The organism is Pseudomonas sp. 5P_3.1_Bac2, from assembly GCF_025465995.1.
Classification (GTDB): Bacteria; Pseudomonadota; Gammaproteobacteria; order Pseudomonadales; family Pseudomonadaceae; genus Aquipseudomonas.
Window position 1 is genome coordinate 558,120 of sequence record NZ_JANLNY010000006.1, and the last position, 19,495, is coordinate 577,614.

The 19,495-nt window shown below is 57.3% G+C and carries 18 protein-coding genes and 1 pseudogene; 10 read left to right on the forward strand and 9 right to left on the reverse strand.

From position 1 onward, the window contains the following. Positions 1-56 precede the first annotated feature (56 nt). The 6 genes from NTD81_RS06915 to NTD81_RS06940 all read right to left on the reverse strand — a co-directional run bounded on the left by NTD81_RS06915 (position 57) and on the right by NTD81_RS06940 (position 6,057). On the reverse strand, positions 57-818 hold the full coding sequence (locus tag NTD81_RS06915; protein ID WP_262180863.1) for an ABC transporter ATP-binding protein: 762 nt from the start codon (positions 816-818) through the stop codon (positions 57-59). Continuing rightward, entirely contained in the window at positions 806-1,639 is an 834-nt protein-coding gene (locus NTD81_RS06920; protein ID WP_410017134.1) for an ABC transporter ATP-binding protein, read from the reverse strand. Before NTD81_RS06920 ends, NTD81_RS06915 begins: the two co-directional genes overlap by 13 nt. 20 nt (positions 1,640-1,659) lie before the next feature. Continuing rightward, positions 1,660-2,565 carry an ABC transporter permease gene (locus tag NTD81_RS06925; protein ID WP_262180867.1) on the reverse strand — a complete coding sequence of 302 codons (906 nt, stop codon included), beginning with the start codon at positions 2,563-2,565 and terminating at the stop codon, positions 1,660-1,662. After that, the gene (locus NTD81_RS06930; protein WP_262180869.1) at positions 2,562-3,644 is read right to left on the reverse strand and encodes an ABC transporter permease; all 1,083 of its coding nucleotides are present in this window, start codon (positions 3,642-3,644) and stop codon (positions 2,562-2,564) included. The genes NTD81_RS06925 and NTD81_RS06930 overlap by 4 nt, the downstream gene beginning before the upstream one ends. Positions 3,645-3,654: 10 nt before the next feature. After that, positions 3,655-5,043 (reverse strand): aminotransferase, encoded by a 1,389-nt coding sequence (locus NTD81_RS06935; protein ID WP_262180871.1) that lies wholly within the window; start codon positions 5,041-5,043, stop codon positions 3,655-3,657. A 468-nt stretch (positions 5,044-5,511) separates the two neighbouring features. After that, complete coding sequence (locus NTD81_RS06940) at positions 5,512-6,057, reverse strand: DUF3087 domain-containing protein (protein ID WP_262180874.1); 546 nt, start codon at positions 6,055-6,057, stop codon at positions 5,512-5,514. Positions 6,058-6,191: 134 nt separating this feature from the next. Here NTD81_RS06940 and NTD81_RS06945 point away from each other — a divergent pair, with 134 nt between their 5' ends. Continuing rightward, the gene (locus NTD81_RS06945; RefSeq protein ID WP_262180876.1) at positions 6,192-6,761 is read left to right on the forward strand and encodes a hypothetical protein; all 570 of its coding nucleotides are present in this window, start codon (positions 6,192-6,194) and stop codon (positions 6,759-6,761) included. A 3-nt stretch (positions 6,762-6,764) separates the two neighbouring features. Here the strand turns inward: NTD81_RS06945 and NTD81_RS06950 are convergent, their stop codons facing one another. The 3 genes from NTD81_RS06950 to NTD81_RS06960 are packed head-to-tail and all read right to left on the reverse strand — an operon-like array spanning position 6,765 to position 9,987. Continuing rightward, positions 6,765-7,109 carry a YdbL family protein gene (locus tag NTD81_RS06950; protein WP_262180877.1) on the reverse strand — a complete coding sequence of 115 codons (345 nt, stop codon included), beginning with the start codon at positions 7,107-7,109 and terminating at the stop codon, positions 6,765-6,767. A 29-nt stretch (positions 7,110-7,138) separates the two neighbouring features. Next, positions 7,139-7,330 (reverse strand): YnbE family lipoprotein, encoded by a 192-nt coding sequence (locus NTD81_RS06955; RefSeq protein ID WP_262180879.1) that lies wholly within the window; start codon positions 7,328-7,330, stop codon positions 7,139-7,141. 47 nt (positions 7,331-7,377) lie between these two features. Then, positions 7,378-9,987: a YdbH domain-containing protein gene (locus tag NTD81_RS06960; protein WP_262180882.1), complete on the reverse strand. Its 2,610-nt coding sequence runs from the start codon at positions 9,985-9,987 to the stop codon at positions 7,378-7,380. 763 nt (positions 9,988-10,750) lie between these two features. Here NTD81_RS06960 and NTD81_RS06965 point away from each other — a divergent pair. From NTD81_RS06965 to NTD81_RS07005, 9 genes and pseudogenes are all read left to right on the forward strand, one after another. Next, entirely contained in the window at positions 10,751-11,092 is a 342-nt protein-coding gene (locus NTD81_RS06965; RefSeq protein WP_262180884.1) for a tetratricopeptide repeat protein, read from the forward strand. Between the two features lie 50 nt (positions 11,093-11,142). Then, positions 11,143-12,630: a DNA recombination protein RmuC gene (rmuC, locus tag NTD81_RS06970; RefSeq protein WP_410017120.1), complete on the forward strand. Its 1,488-nt coding sequence runs from the start codon at positions 11,143-11,145 to the stop codon at positions 12,628-12,630. A gap of 151 nt (positions 12,631-12,781) precedes the next feature. After that, complete coding sequence (locus tag NTD81_RS06975) at positions 12,782-13,510, forward strand: AzlC family ABC transporter permease (protein WP_262180886.1); 729 nt, start codon at positions 12,782-12,784, stop codon at positions 13,508-13,510. Further along, the gene (locus tag NTD81_RS06980) at positions 13,510-13,839 is read left to right on the forward strand and encodes an AzlD domain-containing protein (RefSeq protein WP_262180888.1); all 330 of its coding nucleotides are present in this window, start codon (positions 13,510-13,512) and stop codon (positions 13,837-13,839) included. The genes NTD81_RS06975 and NTD81_RS06980 overlap by 1 nt, the downstream gene beginning before the upstream one ends. 76 nt (positions 13,840-13,915) lie before the next feature. Continuing rightward, positions 13,916-15,790, forward strand: a complete 1,875-nt coding sequence (locus NTD81_RS06985; protein ID WP_262180890.1) for an MFS transporter — start codon at positions 13,916-13,918, stop codon at positions 15,788-15,790. Positions 15,791-16,159: 369 nt separating this feature from the next. Further along, positions 16,160-16,333: pseudogene (locus tag NTD81_RS06990) on the forward strand (RHS repeat-associated core domain-containing protein); the annotation flags it as partial. 442 nt (positions 16,334-16,775) lie between these two features. Beyond that, a complete protein-coding gene (locus NTD81_RS06995) occupies positions 16,776-17,366 on the forward strand; it encodes a hypothetical protein (RefSeq protein WP_262180892.1) in 591 nt (196 codons plus the stop codon). Positions 17,367-17,987: 621 nt separating this feature from the next. Then, positions 17,988-18,341, forward strand: coding sequence for a hypothetical protein (locus tag NTD81_RS07000; RefSeq protein ID WP_262180894.1), 354 nt, complete (start codon positions 17,988-17,990; stop codon positions 18,339-18,341). A gap of 533 nt (positions 18,342-18,874) precedes the next feature. Next, a complete protein-coding gene (locus NTD81_RS07005; RefSeq protein WP_262180897.1) occupies positions 18,875-19,273 on the forward strand; it encodes a hypothetical protein in 399 nt (132 codons plus the stop codon). Positions 19,274-19,495 lie beyond the last annotated feature (222 nt).

The window sequence follows — 19,495 nt, forward strand, 5'->3', positions numbered from 1 at the left end:
TCGTGCAGTCCCGCGCAGCTTCTATCCTGTAGCGAGGCTTGGGGTTGTTGTTGGGGTTATAGGGCGGCGGCGTTAAACAGCTCGCGGCTGTAAGGGTGGATTAACGTGCCTGCGGCCAGTTGTTCACGGCTGCTCAGCTCGACAAAGCGGCCGTGCTGCATGATCGCCACCTGCTCACAGAGGTGGGCGACCACGGCTAAATCGTGGCTGACCAGCAAGTAGCTCAGGCCTAGCTCACGGCGCAGCTCCAGCAACAGGTTGAGGACCTCGGCCTGCACCGAGACATCCAGCGCCGAGGTTGGCTCATCCAATAACAGCACCTGCGGCTCCACCAGCAGCGCGCGGGCGATGCCGATGCGCTGGCGTTGCCCGCCGGAGAGTTGGCTGGGGAAGCGAAAGCGCAGCGCACGGGGCAGGGCGACGTTATCCAAGGCTTTTAAAATGCGTGCTTCTTGCTGGTCAAAACCATGGATTTGCAGCGGCTCACGGAGAATTTCATCCACCGTATGGGCTGGGTTAAGCGAGGCTAACGGGTCCTGAAAGACCATCTGCAAATGCCGCCGCTGCGCCTTAGTGCGTTGCTGGCGCAAGGGGTTGCCGAGCAGCTGGATGCTGCCTTGCCAATGGTTGTCGACCCCGGCCACGGCTTTGAGCAGGCTGCTCTTGCCACAGCCGGACTCACCGACGATGCCGAGGCTGCCGCCTTGCGGCAGATGCAGAGCTAGATCACTGACCACGGCATGCTGGCCGTGCTGAATATGCAATTGTTCGATCAGCAGCGCCGGGGGGATGAGCTGCGGCAGAGTCAGAGTGCCCATGCAGGATCTCGGCTTAACGTGGACAAGGCTTGGCCGGCGCGGGCCAGGTGCGGTCGGCAGGCCAGTAGGCCCTGGCTGTAAGGATGTTGCGCTTGGTGCACGGCGGCGCCGGGCAGTTCTTCCAGCACGCGACCTGCGTACATCACCAGCACACGGTCAGCGAAGCGGGCGACCAGATCGAGGTCATGGCTGATCAAGACCAAGCCCATATTGCGCTGGCGCACCTGGCGGTCGATCAGATCGAGAATGGTCCGCCGCACGATGCAGTCCAGCGCCGAAGTGGCTTCGTCGGCAATCAACAGATCCGGCTCGCCGGCCAGCACCATGGCGATCATCACCCGCTGGCCCATGCCGCCTGAGAGTTGATGGGGATACAGCGCCGCGACGCGTTGCGGCTCGCGAATATCCACCTCGGCCAACAGCTCCAGGGCGCGGCTTGCGGCTTGGCGGCGTGACAAGGGCCAGTGCCAGCGCAGCATCTCCACCAACTGCTTCAGCACCGGCTGTTGCGGGTTCAGCGCTTGTTTCGGGTCTTGCACAATCATGCCGATCCGCCGGCCGCGCAGTTTGCTTAGTTGTTGCTCTGCCAGACCCAGCAGCGGCGCGCCGTTAAACCAAGCACTGCCGCTGATTTGCGCTTGCTCGGGGAGCAAGCCAAGCAGGGCGCGCAGGCTCACCGACTTGCCCGAGCCAGACTCGCCGACCACGGCCAGGCGTTCGCGCCCCATGCTAAAGCTCACGCCGCGCACGGCTTGGCATGGGCCATTGGGGCCGGGAAACTGCACGCGCAGATCCTTGACTTCAAGCAGTGCGGCCGAGATATGGGTCGTCATCATCACTCCTAGCGTTTGGCTGCGCCGATCAAGTCGCGCAGGGCGTCGCCGCACAGGTTAAAACCGAGGCCGGCCAATAGAATCAATACGCCGGGACAGGTCGCCACCCACCAGGCTTCAAACACCATGGCCCGCCCGTCGGCGACCATGGCGCCCCATTCAGCTTGCGGTGGCGGCAGGCCGAGGCCGAGAAAGCCCAAGCCTGCGACGATCAGGATGATCCCCGGTGCATCCAGCGCGGCGCGCACCACCATCGATGGCAAACACAGCGGCACGGCATGCCGCCACAGCAAACGCCAGGGCGAGGCACCGAGGGTGCGTGCGGCCAGGATAAATTCCGCATGGCGCAGCCCCGCCGCTTCACTGCGGGCAATCCGCGCATAGGGTGTCCAGCCGGTGAGGCTGACGGCCAGCACCGCAGTCCACAGCCCGGCGCCCAGTGCCGCCGCGATGGCCAAGGCCAGAATCAGGCGGGGGAAGGCCATAAAAATATCGGTGACGCGCATCAGCAAGCGATCCAGCCAGCCGCCGAATAACCCCGCCGCCGCGCCAATCAAAGTGCCCAGGGGCGCGCTGATCAGCAGGGCGATGAGCACCACCAACAACGTCGGGCGGGCTCCCCAAATGCTGCGCGAGAAAATATCGCGGCCAAAACTGTCGCTACCAAACCAGTGACTGGCCGAAGGTGGGCTAAGGCGACTGCTGAGTTGCTGGGCCAGTGGATCAGCCAGCGGCAACCAAGGCGCGAGCAGGGCCAGCAAGGCCAGAATGCTGACCAGAATCAGGCCCATAACGCCCATGGGGCTGGCCAGATAGCGCCGAGCAAAACGGTAGGCGCTGCCGAGCTGTGCTTGCAGGCGATGCTGCGGCTCGTGGCTGGTCAGCCAGTTTTGTGTGTGGCTGAGTAGGCTCATAGGGCACGCGCTCGTGGGTCGAGGCGCGTCAGCAAGGTGTCGGCGCACATGTTAAAACTCAGGTAAACCACGCCGACCACCAAGGTTGCGGCCAAGACGGCGGGGATGTCGGCGGAAAATAAGGATTCGGTGATAAACATGCCCAGGCCCGGCCAGGCGAACACCGTCTCGGTTAGCACCGCGCCTTCGAGCAGATAGGCGTAGGTCATCACGCACACCGCGAGGATCGGCCCGGCGGCGTTGGGCAAGGCGTAGCGCCAGAGAATCCGCGCGCGGGAGAAGCCTTTTAAGCGCAGGACCAAGATGTAGTCCTGCTGCAATTGCGCAAGGACAAAGCTGCGGGTCATCCGCGCGATATAACCCAGCGCCACCAGCCCAAGGAGAGTGGCGGGCAACACGATATGCGCCACGGCGTTGGCAAAGGCGGCCATGTCGCCGGCCAGCAGGCAGTCGAGCAACACCAGGCCAGTCACTTCCTCGATGCTGTATTGGTAGGTGACGTCCAGGCGCCCCGGCCCTGCGACCCAATCCAACTTGGCATAGAACAGCAGCAGGGCGACCAAACCGAGCCAGAACACCGGCACCGAGTGACCGAGCAGCGATAGCAGACGGCCCAGGTGATCGAGCCAGCTGCCCTCACGCTGGGCGCACAGAGCGCCCAGCGGCACACCCAGAATCAGGCCAAACAGCATGCCCAGAGTGGCCAGCTCCAAGGTGGCCGGAAAGAAGCGCAGGATGTCGCTGGCAATCGGGTTATTGGTCACCAGTGAGGTGCCAAAGTTGCCGCCCAATACGTCGCTGACGTAACGCCAAAACTGTTCCAGCAGCGGCCGGTCGAGGCCCATCTGCAGGAAAACTTTCTGGTACAGCTCGGCTGAGGCGCGGTCACCGACCACACTCAGCACGGGGTCTGAGGGCAGCAGGCGGCCAATGGCAAAGGTCACGAACAATAAGCCGAGCAGGGTGCCGGCAAAGGTCAGCAGGGTGCCGGCGAGCTTTAGCGCGCGACGCCCAAGCCGGTTCGCCAGACGCCTAAACGCCGGAGGCGCAAGCGACGGCAAGGTGTGAACGCTGGACACTATGCGGACCTCAGGCCGATTGCGCAGAGAGTTGGCGCACATGCTCGACGGCGGCGTCGAGGCTGCGGCTCAGGCTATCGAACAGCTCATCCACCAGTGGTTGGTCGATGATCAGCGGCGGGCACAGGGCAATCGCGTTGCCGATGGCGCGCACGATCACCCCTTGGCTGAGCGCGTGTTGCTGAATCCACTCGCCGAGGCGCCACTGCGCCGGGAAGGGCTGGCGCTGGGCCTTATCGGCGGCCAGCTCCAAGGCGCCAAGCAGGCCGACCCCGCGAGCCTCGCTGACCAACGGATGGTCGCTGAGTTGCTGCAGGCGTTGTTGGAAATACGGCGCGATGCTCTGCACGTGGCCGACGATATTGCGCTCTTGGTAGATCTTCAGGGTTTCCAAGGCCACTGCGGCACACACCGGGTGCGCCGCGTAGGTGGTGCCGTGGGTGAAGCCGCCGAGCTTGCGGCTGGCCTGGCGCAGCACTTCTTCGATCTGATCGCTAACCAACAGCGCCGAGATTGGCTGATAAGCCGAGGACAGCCCCTTGGCCACCGACATCAAGTCCGGTTGCAGGTCATAGGTGTTGCTGCCAAACAGCTGGCCGGTGCGGCCAAATCCGGTGATCACTTCGTCGACGATAAACAGGATGTCGTACTTGCGCAGCAGCGCCTGCAAGCGGGGGAAGTAATTCGGCGGCGGCAAAATCACCCCGCCGGAACCAATCACCGGCTCGGCGATAAAGGCGGCAATGGTTTCAGGGCCCTCACTGAGAATTTGCTCTTCCAGGTTGGCGATGATGCGCTCGCTAAAGGCCTCTAAGCTCTCCCCTGGCAGGCCGGCGTGGTAATAGCTGGGGCTGTCGGTGTGGATGATCCCGGCAATCGGCAAATCGAAATTGGTGTGCACCGGCGCAAGCCCGGTGAGGCTGCCAGAGGCCACGGTGACACCGTGATAACCCTGACGACGGGCGATGATTTTTTTCTTCTGCGGGCGACCCAGCAGGTTGTTGTAGTACCACACCAGCTTGACGGCCGAGTCGTTGGCCTCGGAGCCCGAGTTGGCAAACAACACATGGTTCAAATGCCCGGGCGCCAACTGCGCCAGTTTGCTCGCCAGCTCAATGCCCGGCACATGGCTGCGGTGGTTAAAGCTGTGGTAGTAGGGCAGCACTTGCAACTGGGCATGGGCCGCATCGACCAAACGTTGCTCGGAGAAGCCCAAGCTGGTGCACCACAGCCCCGACATCCCTTCGAGATAACGCCGGCCTTGCTCATCAAACACATGGCAGCCCTCACCGCGCACGATCACCAGCGGCCCCGTAGTGGTGTGGCTGTCGAGGTTGCTGTAGGGGTGAATGAAGTGGGCGATGTCTTTGACTTGGTTGTCGCTATGGACCTGGCTCACGGACCTGCTCCTGTTTGTGATTGTGTTGAGGCTGGGCACGCTCGCAGGCTTATAGGTGCTGCCGATGGCCTGGCGGGCGCTGCTTGAAACGAAGAGTGCTGGCTACTCTGGACGGGATGCTCGCAGCGGGCTAAGTCATGCTGCTAGTCGTAGAAGTCACCACTGCGCGCTGTCGATTAAGCGCTGTGGGTTTGTACGAGATTGCCAATGGTTCAAACTTATTCGTATATTTTTTGCTTGTGAAATTCTATTTTTATCTAAGCTAATTATTAAATAAATGCATTTAAATATTTAATAAATATGCGTGATTTTGTTTGTGTGATGGGCTTGGGGTGCGCGGTGGGGCTCACTACGCTTGCGCTGAGCGATCGGCTCTGGGCTCGTTAGGCTGCAGATAGAGACGCGAGGAGGGAATGGCGAGCAGGGGGCGTGCAGGGCTGGCAGCGCTGCACGCGAGTAAGGCGGGGGTTACTGGCGGCTGGCGGGAATCTGTTTAACCGCCTCCAGCCATTCGCTGTACAGCGTCGGTTGTTGCAGATCCAGCTTCGCTTCCTGCATGCGTTCGCTGTGCTGATTGATCTCGGCCACCGCTTCGCTGAGTGAGCTGCTATTGGCGTCGAGCTGGTGCATCTGGGTCAGGCCCAAGTGATAAAAGCGCAGCACTTGCATCGCGGTGTGATCACGGGCAGCTACCCCGGCTTTAACGTGATGCATCAGGTTAGTGACGCGCATCAGGCTGCGTTTTAGCCGCCAGCCGTAGACGGCGGATGCCATCAGCGGCTGCCGCCATAACAGGCCACGCACCAGGGCGAAGCTCAGCGCCACGGCGAGCGCTACACCTGTGGCATTCCAGCGAAAGTTATCGCCACCTGGGGTGCCAAACAGCAGCACGGCGCTACTGGAAAGCAGCATGGCCAGGGCGATAAAAATCACCGCGATGATCAACGTACTGCGGCGGGTTTGTTGCCGGTATTGCTCCGGGTTTTGCGGCTCGATGGTAAAGAGTGCAGGCACGGGATATCTCTCGCAGGCTAAACAGGGCGTCGCGGATCAGGCGACGGATTAATCTGTGGCAAATTATGCGCCCTTAGCCAGCAAAGGGTATCTTTGCCGGCATCGCTGAATTTGCTGAAAGGTTATGGATGGGTATGGCACGTCGTTTCTGGCAACTGTTAACTCTCTGCGCGGCGCTTGGCTGCATCAGTCCAGCCATGGCTAAGGTCGAGGTGGAGGCGGGCACTCATCAAAAACTCGGCAAGATTCTGTTGGCTAAGGTTTCTGAAACCATTGCCCCGGGCGACTATGAGTCGCTGCTGGTGGGCATCCGTAATCACCCTGGCAACTACGCGAAGAAGATCGTCATGCTCGACAGCATCGGCGGCAGCGTATCCGAGGCGATCAAGCTGGGGCGATTGCTGCGCGAAACCGGCTTTGACTCCTTGGTCCCTTCCACTGGCATTTGTCAGGGCAGTTGCGTGTATCTGCTGGCGGCCGGCAAAAGTAAAATCGTGCGGGGCTATGTGGGTGTGCACCGCCCGTATTATCCGGGCAGCGACTCGGTGCATTACGCTTCGCGGCTGAGCAGCAATCCAAGCCCGGCGACCTACTTCAAGCAAATGAATGTGGCGCCGGGGTTGTTGGAGTTGATCAACAGCACCGACCCTGCGCGGATGCGCGTCCTGACCCCCGCCGAGCTGGCGCGCTACCGCTTGAACTAAGCGCTATTTACGCTGCCACTGGCCTTGCTGCTGGATATATTGCCCAGCCGGGGTTTTGTCGATGGCTTTCTGCCCGGCGATGCTCTCCACATCGCTCAATTGAATGCCGTTTTGTCCGGCCAGTTTTTGGTACTCGGCGCGCCGTGCCGCGTTGATCAGTTTGGCGATTTCACTGGCTTGGCCACCGGGCGTCACCACCCCTAAATAGCCGTTGGGCATCTCACCGACTTGGCCGCTGGCTTTGGCATCGCTTAAGGCCGACATGGCTTGATTAAGATTCAGCGCGGCGGCTGGCAGGCTCAGGCTGGCCAGCAGTAACAGGCCGGCGAGACGTTGATACAAAGGCATAGAAATTCTCCTTAAGGCATTCGGCTGAGTTAGAACAAACCGCTGGAATCGCTAAACATACTGTCTAGGGCTTTATCGACCTTGATGTAAATCTCGTGCTCAACCTTCACATTGAGGTTGATATTGATCGGCTCATTGGGCATCGCCAACTGCACCGTCGGGGTACAGGCGGCGCTGAGCAAGCCCAGCATCAGCACGACCATAAAACTGCGTACGCCCATGGCGTATCTCCTGTGTCTTAGCGCTGCCACACGGCGCGCGGTAGCGGTTAGGGCGCCGTGCTAACACTGGGCGGCGCACTGGGTTGACTGTGGCGTTGCAGCATCCGCTGCTGCACCCGTTGCTGGATGGTGTCGCTGACTTTCGCACTGAGCTGCAAGCTGGCGAGCAGGGTGGGGATGTCCTCTTGCAGGTTGATGCTGAAGTGGATCGGTCGCCCGCCCTCAATCGCCGGATTTTGCCCTTGCAGGGTGATGCCTAAATTCAATTGTCCTTGCGCAGCATAGTTGACCGTGCTGCTTAAGGTGCTAAAGCGAAAGTCATCCAGTGACTGTGTGACCAATTGCATGGCCGGATTACTGCGGCCCAAGGCGCGAATTTTTTCTGAACGAAACTGCAGTTGCCCGCCAGGCGCCCGCGCTTGCAGTTGTCCGTTACTCACGCTCAAGCCGGCGCTATCCAGTTGCAGCGGCAGGTTGCCGTCGATGCTGCCGCTACCGGCTAAGCCTTCACTGGGATACGCCTTAAACAATTCTTGCAGTTGCAGGCCCTCGATTTGCAACGGAATGGTCAGCGGCATGGCGGCTAAACTCCAGGTGCCGGCAGGGACCATTAGCTGGCCGCCGAGCAGTGCGCTGCTGGCTTGTTGGAGCACCAGTTGACCGTTGGCAGGTTGTTGCAACGCTGCGCTATAGCGGGCGTTAAGCCGCAGCGGACCTAAGGCGATGCCAGGGTTGGCCTGGGCCAGGTGCAGGTCATTGAGCTGCAATTGCAGCTGCTTAGCGTCAGTGCTGAGCAAGGCCTTACCATCCAGGCCACTCAGCTCTGTGCGGTCATAGATACCGCTAAGACCTTGGCTGCGCAGCTGCAGCTGGATGTTGGGCAGGCTGGCTTGAGGCGCCAGGGTCAGGCTGGCATCGGCGTTTAAACGACCGTTATTGAGTTCCAGCAGGGCGGGCCAGGCGCTAAAGCTTTGGCTCAAGGGGTTGCCGCTGCGCAAGAAAATCTCTTCGAGCTTGGCCTGGGCTTGCCAACCTTGCGCGTTGTGCTGGCCGTCGACCTGCAAGTGCAGGCCGGCCGCATTGCTTAACGCACCGCTTAACTGTTGCTGCTTGGGATTGGCGATGAGTTGCCCTTGCCAGCGCCACTGCTGGTTCACTAACTGCTCATGTCGCGGCTGGGCACTGAGTTGCAGTTGGCCGGTGCTACGCCAGTCGCGGATAGCGCCGTCAGCGAGGTCCACCTTGAGTGCCAGCTGGTCGCTGCTGAGGCTGATCTGCTCCGCACGCAACTGATCTTGGGCCAGGTGCTTGGCGCTAAGGCTTGTACCTTTGTTCAGCGCTAAGCTGAATTGCTGTTGATCCAGATACGCGTCAAGGTTGAGCCGCGCGCTCAGGGCTCCGATATCTAGGTTGTTGATACGCGTGGCTGCGGTTTTGGCGCTCAGTTGGCCGTGGCTCAGTTGTATTGCCCAAGGGGCCTGCTTGGCGAGTAACAGCTCGGCGTTAAGCTGCGCTTGGCTCGGGCCGTGGGCTTGCAACTGCAGCTTCAAGGGCAGGGCGCGTTGGCTAAAACTGCTGCTGAGCTGCCCGGCTACTGGGGTGGCCAGTGGGATCGGCTCAAGGCGCAGTTGGAGGCTATTGGGACGCAGGCTGGCAGGCACTTGTGGCCATAACTCAGGGGCGATTGCACTGAGCTGCACATCCGCCAGCAGGCTATCAGCCAGCCAATTTCCAGCCTGCGTATGTACGGCCAAGGCCAGTTGCCCTTGAACTTGGCCAATGCCCGGCAGCGGCCAAGGTTGGTTGAAGTAGGCGCTGGCGGTCAGGCTGCCAGTGGCTTGGCTGAACTGCGCGGCATCCAGTTGCTGGCCGGGCAGCTGTAGCTGCCAGTCGGCTTTGATCTGGCCTGAGTCTGGGCTGCGTACTGTCGCAGCGTTAGCTGGCAGCCACTGCATCAGCAGTTGGTGGAGGTTTTCGCTGTGTTGCAAATTCGCACTGAACTGGCCCTGCCATTGAATATGCTCGGCCAGTTGTTCGGCGCTGCTCTGTAGTGCTACTTGCACCTGCTGTTGGCTGCGCAGCTCAAGCTGGGCCTCGACTCGGCTGGCTTGCGCCTGCAGTTGCAACTGCCAGTCGAGGGCCTCGGGGGCTTGCTTGAAGTGCAGGCTCAATTGCTCGCGACTCTTGCTTGCCTGCAACAGTAACGCCCCCTGCACGCTGCATTGACCCTGGGGGCAGGGTATTTGTACACGTAGATCATCGAGCTGCAGACGCTGCGGCAATAGTGCGAGTAACCCTGCGACTTGCTGCAACTGCCAAGGTGCCGGTGCGGCGTCGCTGGGCTGCGTGGCCGGGTTGGCGCTTAAGCTGAAGTGCAAGCGCTGAATAGCGACCTGCTGCCAAAGCGGCAAGCTCAAGCTGAGGCCGCGCCAGGGTAATTGCAGCTGCGCCAACTCGAGTTGCCAGTCCGGGTGACTGAGGCTGAGCTGCTCCAGGGCGATGCCGTTGAGGTTGATATGCAGCCCTTGCCAGGTGTTGATCTGTATCCCTTGGCGATTTAGCAGGCGCTCAGCGCCCAGCAAAGCCACCACGGCTAATAGTGTGATGAGTAAGAGCAGCGCGAGCAGGGGGGGGCGCCAAGTGCGCGGGCGGGGCATACACATTCCTTGTTGCAGAAGCACTGGCGGACGTTAAACCATGCGTCTTCGCCTGCCAATTGGGCTTTTTACCACAGGGCCACAGCGGCTCGGCTAAGGGCTGCTCTCAGTCGGCGCTGTGTTGTTGCTCGATTACGGCGCTGCCGGTGGTGATTGCACCAGGCGCTATAGCGGTCGCGACGGCACACTGGTGCAGGCTTTAAATTGGTGCGTCGGTACTGGCGAAAGCTGGCGGCCAATCGTTCTTAGAACCCTTGTGCGTCGTGTTGGGGCAACCTATGGCTCTTTGGTCTAATGGCAAGGTGCTAGATGGCGGGCTGTAGGCCGCATGTAGCCTGTTTTTTGCCCCGCTACAGGGCTTTTTTGTCGAACAGCGCACAGACTTGTGCACAAATGGCTCCGTGGCTCCTAATCATGTTTTAGTGCCACTTGTAAACCTATGATTCTCTTTGATGTATTTATAACTTTATGAAAAATAAAGATTTTTCATTTGGGCAAAAAATCATCAGATTGACTCAATCCCCCGTGCCATCAGCCTTGAGGCATATTGCTCCCATATTACCCACAAAGTTATCCACAGCTTCTGTGGATTACTTTTTGATCAGGGGTCCTGACCGTGGCGCCTGCCCACAACGGGCTTTACCTGAGCGTAAAAAGGAGTAAAGTGCGCGCCTTCTCGTTGCTGCCGCTGTTTCTTATGCCTCGCGTTATTTCTCGTACATCCGTGCCGCAAACAATTCCCGAACTCCGCCTAACCGCCCGTATGGCTTTATGGGTGTTGGCGCGTCCGCGTTTGGGTGCCTCGGCCAGCGTCAAGCGCATTGCCGGTCGTTTGCTTAAGCAGCCGGCGTTGCAGGGCGTAGTGCAGGCGCAAAGTCGTTTGGGGCAGATGCTCTGTCATGACTGCGGCAATCTGCGCGATCGGCGCATGGGCCTGGAGCTATTGCGACAGGCTTCGCGCGCCGGTGATATGGCTGCGCAGCTGGAGTTGGCCCGGCTGTATCTCAAACCGCGTTGCTATGAGCCCAAGCAGGCCCGGCAACTGCTCGAACAAGCCGCCAGCCAAGGCAGCGTCGAAGCGCAGGAACTGCTCAATCAGCTCTGACTGACTTAACAGGCTGGGTATACTCCCGCCATCGTTAAGCGGAGCTGACCATGCCTTTTGATTTATCCCTCACGCTAGCGCCGGCCTTGCTCGGCGCGCTCTTGGCCGCTGCGCCGCTGCTCTATGTGGCTTGGACCCAACAGCGCCGTCTCGCGGCTCAGCAGTTGGCCAACAGCCTGTTAGAAGAACGCTTAAGTCACGCCCAGTTGGCGCAAAGTGGTCTGGCTGCGCAACTCGATGACTGTCGCGCCGAGCTGGCGGATATCAGCGAGATCAAAGCCAATCAACAGGCCGAACTGGCAGGTCTTAGCCGCGAAGTCGAGCTGCTGCAGCGTGCTCGCGAGCAAAGCACCCAGGCCGCCCAGCAGTGGACTGAGCAACGCGACCAGCAGGAAGCCGAGATTCGTCAGCTGGCTGCTCAGCGCGCGGCGTTGAGTGCTGAACTCAAAGAACAGCAAGACAGCCATCAGCAGCGCTTAACTGACCTGCAGCAGTCGCGGGATGAATTACGTGCGCAGTTTGCTGAACTGGCCGGGAAGATTTTTGATGAGCGTGAACAGCGTTTTGCCGAGACCAGCCAGCAGCAGCTCGGTCAGTTGCTGGAGCCGCTGAAAGAGCGCATCCAGTCCTTTGAAAAACGCGTCGAAGAAAGCTACCAGCAAGAAGCCCGCGAGCGTTTCTCCCTCGCCAAGGAGCTGGAGCGTTTGCAGCAGCTCAACCAGCGTTTGGGCGATGAGGCGACTAATCTCACTCGCGCCCTTAAAGGCCAGAAAACCCAAGGCAACTGGGGCGAGCTGGTGCTGGAGCGGGTGCTGGAGCACGCCGGCTTGGAGAAGGGCCGCGAATACCAAACTCAAGTAAGCCTGAAGAGCGCCGACGGCGAACGCTTCCAGCCCGATGTGCTGATCCAGTTGCCCGGCGACAAGCAAGTGGTGGTGGATGCCAAGGTCAGCCTGACGGCCTACCAGCAGTTTATTGCGGCGGAGCATGACGAGGCGCGCCAGCAGGCGCTGAAGCAGCATGTGTTGAGTCTGCGCAGCCATCTCAAGGGGTTGTCGCTGAAGGATTATCAGCGTCTGGAAGGCTTGCACAGCCTCGACTTCGTGTTGCTTTTCGTGCCGATTGAGGCGGCCTTTGCGGCGGCCTTGCAGGCCGATCCGGGACTGTTCCAGGAGGCCTTTGACCAGCATATCGTTATCGTCAGTCCGACCACTTTGCTTGCCACTTTACGGGTGATCGACAGCCTCTGGCGCCAGGAGCGGCAAAGCCAGAACGCCCGGGAAATTGCCGAGCGGGCCGGGGCGCTCTACGACAAATTCGTCGCCTTTATTCAGGACTTGGATGAAGTCGGTGCGCGCTTGCAGCAGTTGGATAAGGCCTACGCCGCTGCCCGCAATAAGCTCAGCGATGGCCGTGGCAATGTCATCAGCCGCATCGAAAACCTCAAGCTGCTCGGCGCCCGCGCCAGTAAGAGCCTGCCCACCGAGTTGCTTGAGCGTGCGGCGGGCTTGCCGCTGTTCGATGAGCCCGAGGAGTAGCCGCACTTTATGGCGTTGATAGCGGATTGCGGCAGGGCTTGCCTAAAACCTTGTTAACCACACCCTTGGCCAACTAGTCTGTGCTGTCCAGTTGCTCTGCACGGACTGGACCCTCCCGTGGGAAGCGGGGAGCAGGCATTAAGGAGTGGTGATGGGCAAGGGGCAGGAGTTTTTACTCGGTTGTCGCGATGCGCTGCCAATGATGGTTGGCATGCTGCCGTTTGGTTTGATTTACGGCGCTCTGGCCGTGGTCGCCGGGCTCAGCTTGGGCCAGGCGTTGGGCATGTCGTTGTTGGTTTACGCCGGCTCCGCGCAGTTTATTGCCATTAGCCTGCTGACCTTAGGTAGCAGCGCCATCGTCATTCTCCTCACCACCTTGATCGTCAATCTGCGTCATGTGCTCTATAGCGCCGCGCTGCAACCCTATGTGGGGCGATTCGCCCAGCGCTGGCGTCTGCCTATGGCCTTTGGTTTGACCGATGAAGTGTTCGCTGTGGTGCAGCGTCACTATCTGGCTAAAGGCAGCAGTGGGCATGCCCAGTGGTACCACGCCGGCACCGCAATCACCCTCTATCTGACCTGGGCTAGCAGCTCGCTGATCGGCGCTTGGTTTGGCCAAAGCGTGCCTAATTTGTCCGCCTGGGGCTTGGAGTTCGCCATGCTGGCGACCTTTATCGGCATCGTGGTGCCGACCCTGCGTAACTTTCCGCAAATCGCTGCCGCGTTGGTCGCAGGCGCCGTGGCGCTGGCCTGTCAGGCTTGGCCCTATAAGCTCGGCTTGATGCTGGCCGCTTTTGCTGGGATTGCCGTGGGCGTTTATCTGGAGCGGCGCAAGGCTGCGCAGGCGCCCGGGCAAGACTCAACCGGGGAGGCGCCGTAATGGAAATCTGGTTGCTGATGCTGGGCATGGCGCTGATCACCTTTACCCTGCGCTATAGCCTGTTTGCCTTGCCCAATCTGCGTTTTAGCCCCCTGATGCGCCAGGCCATGCACTACGTGCCCACCGCAGTGTTAAGCGCGATTGTGCTGCCGGGTATGTTGCTGCCCGATGGTCAGCATTGGGCGCTGGCCTGGGATAACGCCTATCTGGTGGCTGGTATTGCTGCGATTGTGATTGCCGCCTGGACGCGGCATTTGCTGCTGACCATTGCAGGTTCGCTGTTGGTGTTTTTTCTGCTGCGCTGGAGTTTCGGCCAACTGCCTATTTAAGTTAGCGTACAGCGCCAGGCGCCACGGTGCTGTCAGCTAAATCTTTTAAGCACGGATAGAGGTAGGACTGCTCACGATGAGTCATGAATCGCAATTTGCTTTGCTTGGGAAAAAACGCTTTTTGCCGTTTTTCCTCACCCAGTTTCTCGCCGCTTTTAACGACAACATCTTCAAGCAGGCGCTGATCCTGGCGATTCTGTTCAAGCTCAGTGTCAGTGGCGACAGGGCGGTGCTGGTCAACCTCTGCGCCTTGTTATTTATCCTGCCGTTCTTTCTGTTTTCCGCCCTTGGTGGGCAGCTAGGGGAGAAGTTCGCCAAGGATTCGTTGATCCGCAAGATCAAGTTTATCGAGCTGCTGATCATGCTGGTCGGCGCTTGGGCAGTGCTGCAAAGCAACCTGCCAGTGATGCTCGGCGTGCTGTTCGCCATGGGCGTGCAGTCGGCTCTGTTCGGCCCGGTGAAATATTCGATTTTGCCCCAGCATCTGCACGAGCATGAGCTGGTCGGCGGTAACGCTTTGGTCGAGATGGGCACCTTTCTCGCCATCCTCGCCGGCACCATCGGCGCCGGGGTGATGATGGCCTCAGAGGGTTATGCGCAGTGGGTGGCGGCAACCGTAGTGGTGGTGGCGTTGCTCAGTTACCTGACCAGTCGCGCGATTCCTCCTGCCAGCGCAGCGATGCCGAAACTTCAGTTGGACTGGAATATCTTCCGCCAGACCTGGTTGACCCTAAAGCTTGGTTTGGGCCAGCGCCCCGCCGTGTCGCGCTCGCTGGTGGGCAACTCGTGGTTCTGGTTTTTAGGCGCGGTGTACCTGACGCAGATTCCGGCCTTTGCCAAAGAAAACCTGCATGGTGATGAAAGCGTCGTTACTTTGATTCTTACGGTGTTCTCTGTGGGCATCGCCCTGGGCTCGATGCTGTGTGAGCGCCTGAGCGGGCGCAAAGTGGAAATCGGCCTGGTGCCCTTTGGCTCCTTTGGTCTGACCCTGTTCGGCATCTTGCTGTGGTGGCATGCCGAGGGCTTACCTGCCCCTGCGCAGGCTTACGATTGGCTGGGGGTGTTGGCGCAGGGCCAAGCCTGGTGGGTGCTGGGGGCGTTTCTGGGGATTGGTTTGTTTGGTGGTTTTTACATCGTGCCGCTGTATGCCCTGATCCAGTCGCGCACGGCCGAGCACGAGCGGGCGCGGGTGATTGCCGCTAACAACATCCTCAATGCCTTGTTTATGGTGTTGTCGGCGGTGGTGGGCATACTGTTTTTGAGTGTGGCGGGGCTGTCTATCGCCGAGCTGTTTTTGCTGGTGGCGTTGATGAACATCGCCGTCAACAGCTACATCTTCAAGATCGTCCCCGAATTCACCATGCGCTTTATGATCTGGCTGCTGAGCCATTCCATGTACCGCGTAAAGCATGAGGGGCTCGAACACATTCCCGATGAGGGCGCCGCGCTCTTGGTGTGCAACCACGTCTCTTTTGTTGATGCGCTGCTGATTGGTGGGGCAGTGCGCCGGCCGATCCGTTTCGTCATGTATTACAAGATCTATAACCTGCCGGTGCTCAACTTTATCTTCCGCACCGCCGGCACCGTGCCCATCGCCGGGCGCAGCGAAGACCTGCTGATCTACGATGCGGCCTTCAAAAAAATCGCCGAATACCTGCGTAACGGCGAGCTGGTGTGCATCTTCCCCGAAGGCAAACTGACCACCGATGGCCAGATCGATGAGTTTAAAGGCGGCGTCGAACGCGTCCTTGAACAGCAACCCGTGCCCGTCATTCCCATGGCGTTGCAAGGGCTGTGGGGCAGCTTCTTCAGTCGCTCGCCAGGTAAGGGTTGGTTTAAACGCGTTTGGTCGCGCGTGACCCTAAGCGCCAGTGAGCCAGTACCCGCCGAGTTAGCCAAGCGTGAATGGCTGCGCGAACGAGTCAGCGAACTGCGCGGTGATCGCGCATAAGACTGCGCCGACAATAAAAACCTGCGGATAATTTCCGCAGGTCATTTATTTATTCTGCTAGGCGCAGTGCTATCTCTATGGGCGGGAGGTGTTTGCGGCAGCAGTCCAAAAGCCTTGCAGCCGAGTACAACGCTGAGGGCCAGCCAAAGCATACGCCTACGACCCCACCAAGCTTTGGCTGAGCCAGCCACTATTTACCCGCGCCCAGCGCCAAGAGACGCAGGCATAGTGTGTGAGTTACTTTTTTAGCAGCCATTTTGGGATGCACGAGTTGGCATTTAAAAAAGTCGCAGAAGTAACTTAGTGAACCAATGCTCAAGCCTTCGGTAAAACACAAGTAATACTTAATAGCATCGACAATGCACTGCGTTTCCGGATCAGTATTTTGATGTGGAGAGCTGATTACACTACAACTACTTCCGCGATTACGACCCCGAGACGGGGCGGTACGTCGAAAGTGATCCGATTGGATTGCGGGGAGGGTTGAATACCTATGGGTATGTCTACGGAAATCCACTGAAGTATTTAGATCCCTTAGGGCTAGAAGTGACCATGTTATGCCGCACACTTGACCATGCTATTGGCAAGCTGGGCATAAAGCATTGTGCGGTCTTTGTCTGGCACTGGGAGGAGGATTCTTGTGGCAATCCCAAGAAGGTAATTGATGAGCAATATAGTGTTGCCGGTGGCCGGACCCCTCAAACAGACCCTACGGCAGCGACATACTCGAGCGATAGGGATAGTTTTTATAAGCCATTTAGCCAAGACAATATAAGGTATTTGATCCCGCCACCAGGAAACATGAGTCAATCTGACTGGGATAAGGCAGTAACTCAATCAGGGAACAACTACAATTCTGGCGAGCTTTATAACTCGAAGACTGGACCGAACTCGAATACCTCAGCTGACAATATAATAGAGAACGCTGGCGGAACGGCCCCTAATGTTCCAGGGGCTTGGCAGCAAAATCATGGAGAGTAAAATTATGGTCCGTATTAGCGCAGCTTTATTTTGGCTATCATTAATTTCAGGCTGCGACTCTTCGGTATCGAGTGGTGAATTGAACGGCCTAAAAATTGGCTCCACTAAGGAACAAGTCGCAGAAATTTTGGCCAGCCAAGGCGTTAGTCATATAGAGCCCTTGCCTGATATAGAGGTCAGTGTTAGCAGTCAGAATCCAGAAGATGTAATAAAGCTTAATGAAGAACAAGGAATCTGCATTTCTGACAATAAAGGCTACAGTCTAAATTTTAAAGAGGTTAATGGTTCACCGGAAATACAATACAGCTCAAATAGCGCTGAGCCAGATAAGCAAGGTATAGAAAAATCAAGCTCCATAAGCGAAGCAAAGCAATTTATTAGAAAAATCATAACAAGCAATGAGGAAGTAACAGCATACAGCTGCGCTCTTGAAGATCAAAAAATAACAACAGCTCCGATTAACGCGAATGCAATCGAAAGATACAACAGGTTTATGTATTACAATCCGGGCTCATATTTAACTACCACACTAAACTTCAATAATGGAAGGCTTGAAGAAATTGAATACCACTGGAGGCCATTCGAGTTACCTTGATAAATAAATTGAAGGTGGATTTATTCGCCTCTCCACGATGCGCAAATACAGCCTGTAGAGAGGGTCACTTGACCCGCTCTACAAGTTGCAGCTTGCCCCAGGCCGTGCCCCGACATCCCACCTTTGCCTAGTTGCGCAACTGCTCGATGGCCTGAGTATCTGGCTCCAGGCCTCCCAGACGCTGTGTGGCGAAAGCCTTGTCTGCAGAGTGGTGCCATCGCGCTTAGCACTACAGCATCCGACAAAAATGAACACCCCATCAGCGCCAGGTGTATCAATTTCACCAGCAGGGTGTTCAGACTTTTTCGGTTTTAAGCGAGTAGGGTGGATGACGCTTTATCCATCCACCGTTATCCCGGTGTGAGCGTTATACCTGTTACGGATTTATTCGATAAGTAGTTAACGGTCATTGCTGGATGTTTTTGAATATGGTGGACGCGCTTCGCGTTGTCCACCCTACTTGCTGGCGGAACAGGTAAAGTCGACCCAGAAACAGGCTTTATTAAGGGCGATAACGGGGTGCAGTATCGCCCAGGAAAGGTAGTACCGACCCGCGGATCGATATCCCTGCAAATGGAGCTAAGCCACCGGAAACCTTACATTACAACTGAGCCAGCAACCATGACCAAAGATGAAGCTATAGATTTGCTACGAGGCTCATTTGAAAGTCCGACATCAACCCCAAGCCTTGGTGCTCCGGATAGAGCTGCGTACATTAAAGACTGCAAAATACGCCTAATTGAACATACAGTAGAACCGAAAATCGTAGAGGCATACACATCTGAGTGGGTAAGAGAGAATACGGACTTCAGAGATAACAGCTATTTTATGTTATTGATCGCAAAAGAGGAGACTCGAGAGCTGCTTTATAATGAGCAGGCTAGCGAATTCTCGCTTGCAATAAGAAGCGAGAAGGGAAAGCTTTATCTCATTGGTTACTCATCATCTGATGCCCTGGTCGAATGGCTTGGGTGATTTTCGAGCAGATGCCGCATGAAACGCCGGCCCAGTGCCGGCGTTTTTATTTTGATTATTCAATTGTCTTACTGGTGTAAATACTTTCTGGCCACCTGAAAAATTAATTCAGCGAGTAGGGTGGATGATGCTTTATCCATCCACCGTTATCCCGGCGTGAGCGTTATACCTGTTACGGATTTATTCGATAAGTAGTTAACGGTAATTTCTGGAAGTTTGGAATATGGTGAGCAAGCTTCGCGTTGTCCACCCTACTTGCTGGTACAAAGCACAATGCTCACTGAAAGCCCCGCCAACGGGGGATCCGTGCAAAGATCTACTCAATGAAATGAACAGGTTCTCGCAGTGTGCTTATTTAATGCATCAATGGGACGGGCGCTGGGAGCCAAACAGGCACTATCTCGACATATTACAAATGAATGAGAGTTATCTAAGGGCGAAAGAAAAATATGATAAAAACTGCAAGCCCGACTGCCAGTGAATGTGAGAAAAGAAGATGAATGAAATACCAAACATGAGTGAATGGTCTGGATATGAGTCCGACTTTGACTCCCGGGAAGCGTTCAAGAATTTTTTTTGGGAAAAGTAACAGTCAAATGGCAAAAGAGTATCGAGACAATATTTCTATGCGAGCCACTGATCTGAGGTTCATGCCAGCAATACCTTTCCGCTACTACATAATTGGCTTTAAAAATTTCCTGAGTAACGAAAATCTCGATGACTTCAGTAAAGGGGAGGCCGCCAGCTCTCTGTTCAGAATAGTTGAATTTAAGGCAGAGTATCAGCAGGCCGATATTCTTCCTGTAATTGGAGATCTTCTGCCTACCTTAGAGGACATTTCAGGCAACCAAGAGAAATATGACCTCTCGATCTCTATTTGCGGTGATTACTCGGAAAAACTCATACGAATTAAAAGCCTTATAGGTCTTTAATTTGCGAAAAAGCAAGGAGGCGTCGCTACGCGGCGCCTCCTTGCCCCCCGGCGAGTAGATCGCCTCCGCGCACTCCATATCAATTTCCCCAGCAGGGTGTTAAGTTTTTTCGGTTCAAGGTGTCAGGTTGTATCGGCATGCTGTTCAAGTTGGTGCAGCGAGTAGGGTGGATGACGCTTTATCCATCCGCCGTTATCCCGGCGTGAGCGTTATACCTGTTAC

Excerpts from the sequence above, each read along its gene's own strand:
- NTD81_RS06915 (WP_262180863.1), bottom strand. The coding sequence starts at position 818 with ATGGGCACTCTGACTCTGCCGCAGCTCATCCCCCCGGCGCTGCTGATC.
- NTD81_RS06925 (WP_262180867.1), bottom strand. The coding sequence starts at position 2,565 with ATGAGCCTACTCAGCCACACACAAAACTGGCTGACCAGCCACGAGCCG.
- NTD81_RS06945 (WP_262180876.1), top strand. The coding sequence starts at position 6,192 with ATGGCACGTCGTTTCTGGCAACTGTTAACTCTCTGCGCGGCGCTTGGC.
- NTD81_RS06950 (WP_262180877.1), bottom strand. The coding sequence starts at position 7,109 with ATGCCTTTGTATCAACGTCTCGCCGGCCTGTTACTGCTGGCCAGCCTG.
- NTD81_RS06955 (WP_262180879.1), bottom strand. The coding sequence starts at position 7,330 with ATGGGCGTACGCAGTTTTATGGTCGTGCTGATGCTGGGCTTGCTCAGC.
- NTD81_RS06960 (WP_262180882.1), bottom strand. The coding sequence starts at position 9,987 with ATGCCCCGCCCGCGCACTTGGCGCCCCCCCCTGCTCGCGCTGCTCTTA.
- NTD81_RS06965 (WP_262180884.1), top strand. The coding sequence starts at position 10,751 with ATGGCTTTATGGGTGTTGGCGCGTCCGCGTTTGGGTGCCTCGGCCAGC.
- rmuC (WP_410017120.1), top strand. The coding sequence starts at position 11,143 with ATGCCTTTTGATTTATCCCTCACGCTAGCGCCGGCCTTGCTCGGCGCG.
- NTD81_RS06975 (WP_262180886.1), top strand. The coding sequence starts at position 12,782 with ATGGGCAAGGGGCAGGAGTTTTTACTCGGTTGTCGCGATGCGCTGCCA.
- NTD81_RS06980 (WP_262180888.1), top strand. The coding sequence starts at position 13,510 with ATGGAAATCTGGTTGCTGATGCTGGGCATGGCGCTGATCACCTTTACC.
- NTD81_RS06985 (WP_262180890.1), top strand. The coding sequence starts at position 13,916 with ATGAGTCATGAATCGCAATTTGCTTTGCTTGGGAAAAAACGCTTTTTG.
- NTD81_RS06995 (WP_262180892.1), top strand. The coding sequence starts at position 16,776 with ATGGTCCGTATTAGCGCAGCTTTATTTTGGCTATCATTAATTTCAGGC.
- NTD81_RS07000 (WP_262180894.1), top strand. The coding sequence starts at position 17,988 with ATGACCAAAGATGAAGCTATAGATTTGCTACGAGGCTCATTTGAAAGT.
- NTD81_RS07005 (WP_262180897.1), top strand. The coding sequence starts at position 18,875 with ATGAGTCCGACTTTGACTCCCGGGAAGCGTTCAAGAATTTTTTTTGGG.